This window comes from Cellulomonas triticagri (assembly GCF_003696205.1).
Taxonomy (GTDB): Bacteria; Actinomycetota; Actinomycetes; order Actinomycetales; family Cellulomonadaceae; genus Cellulomonas; species Cellulomonas triticagri.
This window is the reverse complement of the sequence record NZ_RFFI01000158.1, coordinates 1-6,761: the sequence shown is the minus strand read 5'-3', so window position 1 is coordinate 6,761 and position 6,761 is coordinate 1. Positions and strand designations below refer to the sequence as shown.

General features: G+C 76.1%; 4 protein-coding genes and 2 pseudogenes. 2 read left to right on the top strand and 4 right to left on the bottom strand.

All coding sequences use genetic code 11. The features are described 5' to 3' along the window. The 4 genes and pseudogenes from EBM89_RS18830 to mtrA all read right to left on the bottom strand — a co-directional run. A pseudogene (locus EBM89_RS18830) lies at window positions 1-408 on the bottom strand (hypothetical protein); the annotation flags it as partial. Window positions 409-536: 128 nt separating this feature from the next. After that, complete coding sequence (locus EBM89_RS18825; RefSeq protein WP_122151152.1) at window positions 537-2,243, bottom strand: LpqB family beta-propeller domain-containing protein; 1,707 nt, start codon at window positions 2,241-2,243, stop codon at window positions 537-539. Beyond that, window positions 2,240-4,057 carry an MtrAB system histidine kinase MtrB gene (gene mtrB / locus EBM89_RS18820; RefSeq protein WP_233571854.1) on the bottom strand — a complete coding sequence of 606 codons (1,818 nt, stop codon included), beginning with the start codon at window positions 4,055-4,057 and terminating at the stop codon, window positions 2,240-2,242. Before mtrB ends, EBM89_RS18825 begins: the two co-directional genes overlap by 4 nt. After that, a complete protein-coding gene (gene mtrA / locus EBM89_RS18815) occupies window positions 4,054-4,737 on the bottom strand; it encodes an MtrAB system response regulator MtrA (protein ID WP_122151151.1) in 684 nt (227 codons plus the stop codon). Before mtrA ends, mtrB begins: the two co-directional genes overlap by 4 nt. 206 nt (window positions 4,738-4,943) lie before the next feature. On the opposite strand from mtrA, the gene EBM89_RS18810 reads away from it, so the two are divergent. Continuing rightward, a complete protein-coding gene (locus EBM89_RS18810) occupies window positions 4,944-6,332 on the top strand; it encodes a DUF7847 domain-containing protein (protein WP_122151150.1) in 1,389 nt (462 codons plus the stop codon). Continuing rightward, window positions 6,329-6,761 (top strand): annotated as a pseudogene (locus EBM89_RS18805) (DUF4129 domain-containing protein); the annotation flags it as partial. The gene EBM89_RS18810 and the pseudogene EBM89_RS18805, both read left to right, overlap by 4 nt.

The window sequence follows — 6,761 nt, the reverse complement described above, 5'->3', positions numbered from 1 at the left end:
CGGCACGGCTCCGGCCGCGGGCCCGGCGCCACCCGGCCACGCCGTGCCGTGCTGCCCGGTGAGCGTCGCGGTCGCGCGGCCGAGCAGGGCCGCGAGCGCCGGGGTCGCGTCGGCCCGGCCGCGGTCCTTCCAGGTCACGACGACACGGCGCACCGTGCCGTGGTTCTCCGCAAGCGCCCAGACGGGCAGCACCGACCCGTCGAGCCGGTCGAGCCGCGGCGCCCCGTGCTCGCACCGCCGTGGCGGCCCGGACCACGGTTCCGCGCACCGGCTGCAGATCAGCGCGCCCGCGAGGCCGCAGCCGAGGCAGGTGACGGGGAGCACGAGGTCGAGCAGGTCCCGGCCGAGCGCGGCCAACCGCCCGCCGGGGGCGGCGGGCGACGGGGCGCGGGGCGGGGCGAGGTGCACGCGTCCACGGTGCCCCCGGCGTCGGCGGCCGCCCGCCCGTCGTCCCCAGCCCGCGACGTGCTCGCGCACCGCCCCCGCCTGTGGACGGCTCGGCGCCCGGCCCCGGGGCCCTGGCGCGGACGCCCGCGTCAGCCCGCGAACGACGGGTCGCGCACCCCGGTCGCGACGGACTTCCAGCTCGCCCCCTCGCGGGCGAAGAGCTCGCCCTCGGTGCTGGTGAGGTACAGCGCGCTGGCGCCCCGGCCCCCGGCGATGTCGACGGTGTCGGCCAGCGGCGGGAGCGCCTGCACCTGCCCGGAGACGGGCACGAGGTGGTAGACGGCGGTGGTGGCGCTGCCGGACCGGCCCAGCACCCCGAGCGTGGACTCGTCGACCCAGACGACGCGGGTCGCGTCCACGAGGGTGAGACCGGTGCGCCAGGCGTCACCGAGCATCTGGGGGGTGCCGGACCCGTCCCGGACGACGGAGGTGACGTCGACGCGGACCCCGTCCGTCCCGAGCGACACGACGGCGACCCGGGAGGCGTCGTGGGCGACGCGCAGGGACTGCACGGTCCGGCTCTGCAACCACTCCGCCTCGACGGTGACGGCGGTGCCGGAGGGGTCGACCGCGATCAGCTCGCCGGTGTCCCGGCCGGACGCGGTCCACGTCCAGCCGAGGCGGTCGACGGACGGGGCGACCAGCTGGGGTCCCTGGAGCAGCGTCCGGGACGGAGCGCCCTGCCGGGGTGCGGTGACCAGGCGGTCCGGGCCGGACAGCAGGACGCGCACGTCGCCCTCGCCGTCGCGGGCGGGGTCGCGGGCGTCGAGACCCGCCAACGAGGTCACGTCGGAGACGGGCACGAGCGAGCCCTGGGACAGCTGGACGAGCGCGTCGTCCTGGACCACCTCGACGGTGTCGCCCCAGTCCTGCCCCCGGTCGAGCTCGGCGGCCTCGACGTCCATGGGCACGCCACCCGCGGTGACGTCGACGGTCCGGACCCGGGCGATGCGCAGCGACGCCTCGAGCTGGGCCTGCAGCAGGGCGCGGTCCTCGGGCTCGGTGGGCAGCCCCCCGGACGACAGGCTAACGGCGGCGACGCCCTCCTCGTCCACCGACACGGCGTCGGGCTGCAGCACGGCACCCTCGGGGACCGCGGTGCGCACGGCGTCGCGCAACCACGGCGACGGCCCGGTGATGAGGGCGCGGACGATGCTCGTCGCGAGGTTCCGCAGCGGGAACCAGCGGGTCTCGGGGACCAGGTACTCGCCGTCCTGGGACAGGAAGTACAGGGTCGCGGACCGGTAGATCGCCTCGAAGTTCGGCTCGGAGAGCACGACGCCGTCCTCCAGCCCGGAGATGCGCCACTGCTGCTCCGAGTCCTGCACCAGCTGGAACTCCAGCTGCTCCTGGGTGTCCGGGCCACCCTGGACGTACCGCCCCTCGCCGTCGATGCGGGCGGCGACCCGGACGGACACGGTGACCGTGGACCCGTCGACCCGGATCACGGGGCTGTACGCGGTGGAGTAGACGACGACGCGGTCCCGGGGGCTCCACGAGCGCCGCGCCTCGCCGGACAGGTACTCGCGGGCGTTGCGGAAGTCGTCGGCGGAGTCCGCGGAGGTGGTGTCGCGGCTGAACCCGGCGGCGCTCGCCCCGAGGAACCCGCGCACGATGTCCTCCGGTGTGCCGTCCTGCGGCGGGGGGTCGCCGAGCGGCTCGACGGCGCCCTGGTCGCTGACGCGCTCGACGCCCACGCCGACGGGTCCGGAGGTGGGCATGGCGACGCAGCCGGTGAGCAGGGCGAGCAGCGCGACGACGGCCGCGAGCCCCCGGGCGGTCGTGGGACGGGTCATCTCGGGTCCTCCCCCGCGGCGCCGGCCGCGTGCTCCTCGCGCTGCCGGGCGCGCGCCACGGCCTGCTGGGCCTCGCGGGCCCGGGCGACGACGTCGAACGAGCCGGTGGTGGGCGGCAGGTCGGGCAGGGACGACGGCCCGACCGCGTCCTCGCCCGGGTCCACCACGGGGTCGTCGTCCTCGGGCGGCGCCAGGTCCAGCGGCGAGCCGTCGAGGACGATGCCGGCGCGGCGCGGCAGGGTCAGCCGGAAGCTCGCGCCCCGGCCGGGACGGCCCCACGCCTCCAGCCAGCCGCCGTGCAGGTGGGCGTCCTCCAGCGAGATCGCGAGGCCGAGCCCGGTGCCGCCCGTGGTGCGGGCGCGCGCGGGGTCGGCGCGCCAGAACCGGTCGAAGACGTGCGCGGCCTCGTCCCGGGTCATGCCGACGCCGTGGTCCCGGACGGTCACGGCCACGGCGCGGTCGTCGGCGCCGACGGTGACGCGCACGTCGGTGCCGTCGGCGTGCTCGATGGCGTTGACCAGCAGGTTGCGGAGCACCCGCTCGACCCGGCGGGGGTCGACGTCGGCGACGCACCGCTCGGCGGGCTCGACGACGGACAGCCACGACCCCTTGCGGGCCGCGAGCGGGACGGCCTGGTCGATAGCCGCCGCGACGACGTCCCGGACGTCCCGCGCCTCCGCGTCGAGGACGGCGGCGCCGGCGTCGAACCGGCTGATCTCCAGCAGGTCGCCGAGCAGGTCCTCGAACCGGTCGAGCTGCTGCTGCAGCAGCTCGGCGGACCGGCGCACGGCGGGCGGGAAGTCCTCGCGGGACTCGTAGAGCATCTCGCCGGCCATCCGCACGGTGGTCAGCGGGGTGCGCAGCTCGTGCGAGACATCGGAGACGAACCGCCGCTGCATCGCCGACAGGTGCTCCATGCGGACGATCTGGTCCTGCAGGCTCTCCGCCATGTCGTTGAACGAGCGGCCGAGGCGGGCCATCTCGTCCTCGCCGCGCACCGCCATCCGCTCGTGCAGGCGGCCGTCGGCGATGCGCTCGGCGACGTGCGCGGCGTTGCTCACCGGGCGCACGACCTGCCGCGTCACCAGCCACGTCATCGTGACCAGCAGGACGACCAGCGCGACCGCGCCGATGCCGAGGACGCCCTGCAGGAACTCCAGCCGCTCCTGCTCCGACTGCAGCGAGTACAGGAAGTACAGCTCGTAGGAGCCCGCCGCGGGCACCGTGACGACCTGCCCCACCACGATGCCCGGCTCCAGCCGCCCGCTCGCGGACGAGGACGCGGGCCACGCCACGGACTCCCAGCGCTGCCCCTCGTCCCGCGCGGTCGCCGTGCGCAGCTGGTCGGAGACGAGGGTGCGCGCCAGCTCGGAGTCGGTCGTCGCGCTGGTCACCAGGATCGGCTGCTGCTGACCGCGGGACCGCAGGATGAAGACCTCCCGCTCCCCCGAGCCCCCCGACCGCAGCGCGAGCGCCATGTCGTTGAGCAGCAGCTGCACCTCGGGCGCGGTCGTCGCCGTGGACGCGTCGAACGTCTCCTGCGCCTGCGCGGCGGCCCGCGCCGACTCGTCCAGCACCTGGTCGACGCGCTGCGTGAACAGGCCGTCCCGCACGCTCACCGACAGGAACCCGCCCAGCACCACCAGCGCCGTCAGCCCCGCCGCCAGCGTCAGCGTCAGCACGCGCGCCTGCAGCGACCCCCGCCACGCCCGGGTCAGTCGGCGCGCGCGGATGCCCAGCCGGACCCGCAGCAGCCGGGCCCGGCGGCCCGCCCCCGACGCGGCGCCCCGGGGCCGGGGCGGGGCGGCGCTCACGACGTCGTCGCGCCCGCCTTGTACCCGACCCCGCGGACGGTCACGACGATCTCCGGGCGCTCCGGGTCGGCCTCGATCTTCGAGCGCAGGCGCTGCACGTGCACGTTCACCAGGCGGGTGTCCGCGGCGTGCCGGTAGCCCCACACGCGCTCCAGCAGCACCTCGCGGGTGAACACCTGCCACGGCTTGCGCGCGAGCGCGACCAGCAGGTCGAACTCCAGCGGCGTCAACGAGATCGCCGCGCCGTCCCGCGTCACCCGGTGGCCCGTCACGTCGATCGACAGGTCGCCGATGCGCAGGTGCTCCGGCGCGGGCTCGTCGCTGCGCCGCAACCGCGCCCGCACCCGCGCGATCAGCTCCTTCGGCTTGAACGGCTTGGCGATGTAGTCGTCGGCGCCGGACTCCAGGCCCAGCACCACGTCGACCGTGTCCGCCTTCGCGGTGAGCATGACGATCGGCACCCCGGACTCCGCCCGGATCAACCGGCAGACCTCGGTGCCGTCCTTGCCGGGCAGCATGAGGTCGAGCAGCACCAGATCCGGCTGCGACGCCCGGAAGATGTCCAGAGCCTCGTCCCCGTCCGCGCAGAACACCGGCTCGAACCCCTCGGACCGCAGCACGATGCCGATCATCTCGGACAGGGCGGTGTCGTCGTCGACGACGAGAACGCGTCCCTTCATCGCCCCATGATGGCATCCGCGGACGTCCCACGGGTGCCGGACCGCGCCGCACCCCCCGGACGGGCGAGCCGTGACCCGGACGGCGGGCGTTCCCGCCGCGCGTCGGCCTGACGTGGCACGATGGCCGTCGGACGCGCCGGACGGGTCCGCGCGACGCCGGTCCACGGCAGGCGCCACCGTCCGCCCGAGCAGCAGGGAGCCACCCGATGAGCACGCCGCACGACGCGGGCAGCCCCCAGGACGGGACGCCGCAGGACCCGGCCGCGCCCGAGGGACGACCCGCCCCGCGGTACGGCCAGTACGCGCCGGCCGGGTGGCAGGCGCCGGGCACGGGCGGCGCACCTGCCGCGCCGGGCACGAGCGGTGCGCCTGCGGCGACGCCGCCGGCCGCCCCGACGCCCACGCTTGGGTACCCCCCGGCACCGGGGGCCGGGCAGGCGCCCGGGTACGGGCAGCAGCCCGGGTACCCGCAGGCACCCGGGTACGGCCAGCAGCCCGGCTACCCCCAGGCGCCCGGGTACGGCCAGCAGCCGGGGTACGGGCAGCAGCCGGGGTACGGCCAGCAGGGCTCGCCGGGCGCGCCCGGCGGCTACCCCCCGCAGGCGCCCACCCCGTACGGGTGGGGCGCCACCCCCTACCAGCCGCAGGCCGCGCGCCCGGGGATCATCCCGTTGCGCCCGCTGAGCATCTGGGAGATCTTCGACGGCACGTTCCGGGCGATCCGGCACAACCCGCGCACGATGTTCGGCCTGACCGCCCTGGTCGTCGCCGTCGCCACCGCGATCGGCGCCCTGGTCCAGTGGTACGTCGCCGGGCTGGTCGCGGGCGAGGTCAACGCGTGGTTGAACGACCTGGCCGGGTCGGCGTCGGGCACCGAGGAGATCACGGGATCGCTGGGCACCTCGCTCGGGCAGCTCGCGAGCCTGCCGATCACGTCCCTGACGACGCTGATCCTCACCGGCCTGCTGATCCTGTCGGTGAGCCGCTCGGTGATCGGCGAGCGCATCGGCATCGCCGAGATGCTGCGCGGCACCGGCAAGCGGGTGTTCTTCGTCGTGGCGTTCAGCGTCCTGCAGACCGTGGTGATCCTCGTCGGCACGGCCGCGATCATCGGCCTGGTCGTGCTCGGCTGGACCACCACGGAGAGCCCCGGGCTGGTGGTGCTGCTGAGCCTCGCCGGCGCCCTGGTGCTCGTCGCGGGGGCGTTCTGGCTGACCGTGCGCACGCTGCTCGCCCCGGCCGCGATCATGCTGGAGGGCGGCCGGTTCTGGGCGTCCGTCGCGCGGGCCTGGCGGCTCACGCGCGGGAGCTTCTGGCGCCTGCTCGGCATGTACCTGCTCGCGTACATCGTGCTGCAGGTCGTCGCGAGCATCGTGGTGCTGCCGATCTCGCTGATCACCACGCTCGCGCTGAACGACCCGTTCGGCCTCAGCGCGGCGTCCATCGCGATCACGGCGGTCGGCACGGCCATCGCCAGCACGCTGAGCACGGTGTTCCTCGCCGGCGTCATCGCCCTCGCCTACATCGACGTCCGGATGCGCCGCGAGGGCCTGGACGTCGAGCTCGCCCGCGCCGCGGCGGACGCCGGTCGGTGACGGTCCCCGCGCTGGTCCCGCACGGCACCCTCGGGTCCGTGCGCGTCCTGCTGCCCGTCGAGGTGCCGGTCGTCCCGGACGCCGAGGAGGCGCGGCGCTGGCTCGAGAACGAGCTCGCCGACCCGGTGTACCACCAGCGCCCCAGCCTGCTCTCGCAGCTGTGGGCGTGGCTGCAGCGGCTGTTCGAGGGCGCGGACGGCGTCCCGCTCGGCAACGTCGGGACGCTGCTGGCCGTCCTGGGGCTGCTCGTGGCGCTGGTCGGCATCGCGTTCCTGGTCACCGGCCCGGTGCGGCGCAGCCGCCGGGTCACCGGGACGGGCGCCGTCCTGGACGACGACGACCGCCGCTCCGCCGCCGACCTGCGCGCCGCCGCGGACGCCGCCGCAGCGCGCGAGGCGTGGGCCGCGGCGGTCGCCGACCGGTTCCGCG

Bases quoted from the DNA above. Each gene is read 5' to 3' on its own strand.
- EBM89_RS18825 (WP_122151152.1), bottom strand. From the start codon at position 2,243: ATGACCCGTCCCACGACCGCCCGGGGGCTCGCGGCCGTCGTCGCGCTG.
- EBM89_RS18810 (WP_122151150.1), top strand. From the start codon at position 4,944: ATGAGCACGCCGCACGACGCGGGCAGCCCCCAGGACGGGACGCCGCAG.
- mtrA (WP_122151151.1), bottom strand. From the start codon at position 4,737: ATGAAGGGACGCGTTCTCGTCGTCGACGACGACACCGCCCTGTCCGAG.